This window comes from Kocuria sp. ZOR0020, from assembly GCF_000800955.1.
GTDB classification, from domain to species: Bacteria; Actinomycetota; Actinomycetes; order Actinomycetales; family Micrococcaceae; genus Kocuria; species Kocuria subflava.
Genome location: NZ_JROX01000188.1, coordinates 1 through 649, shown reverse-complemented (window position 1 = coordinate 649; position 649 = coordinate 1). Strand labels below are relative to the sequence as shown.

Annotated in this window: 1 pseudogene; it reads right to left on the bottom strand. The window is 66.1% G+C overall.

Features of this window, described 5'->3' with window-relative positions:
• Nucleotides 1-67 precede the first annotated feature (67 nt).
• A pseudogene (locus tag L979_RS16345) lies at nucleotides 68-649 on the bottom strand (hypothetical protein); the annotation flags it as partial.

Here is a 649-nt window from a genome sequence, read left to right as displayed (position 1 = left end):
CCCCCTCCCTCTCCCCGCCGAGTAGGCCTTTTGATCGCCCCTGAGCGCTCAGCAGCGATCAAAAGGCCTACTCGGCGGAATGGGAGGAGGGGAGGGGGTCTGCCACCAGGACCACACGGCGCTCGCCTTCGGGGGTGGCCATCCGCGTGACAATCAGGGTGGCTCGGTTGGGCCCTGACGGCTTGAGCTGCTTGCGCAACTGCTCCGGGGTCACGTCCGTGCCACGCTTCTTGATCTCCAACGTGCCCACACGGTTGGCCTTCACCCAGGTCTTCAGCACCTTGACCGTGTGCGGCAGCACCTCCCGGATCCTGTACCCGCGCGCAAATCCCCACGACGACGCCGTACCCCCCGTTCCGCTCACCAGCTCACCACCGGCTGGCCCCACCAGGTAGGCGATCCGTGGATGGATCAGCCGTGCGCCCAACCGCTGACCAACTTCTTGCACCAACCCCGCGCGAATCACGGCACCATGTGGTTCCCACAGCACGCAGCCCGGAATCACCTGAGGAAAGTGACCGTGACCATCTGCCTCGGGGGCACCGTGATCCTCTGATGTGGGCGGCGAGTCCACGTGGTCAGGCTCTTCAGCCAGATCCGGGAACTCGGTGGCGGACGTGAGCTCCTGCCGGGTGGCGTCGTCGTGAAG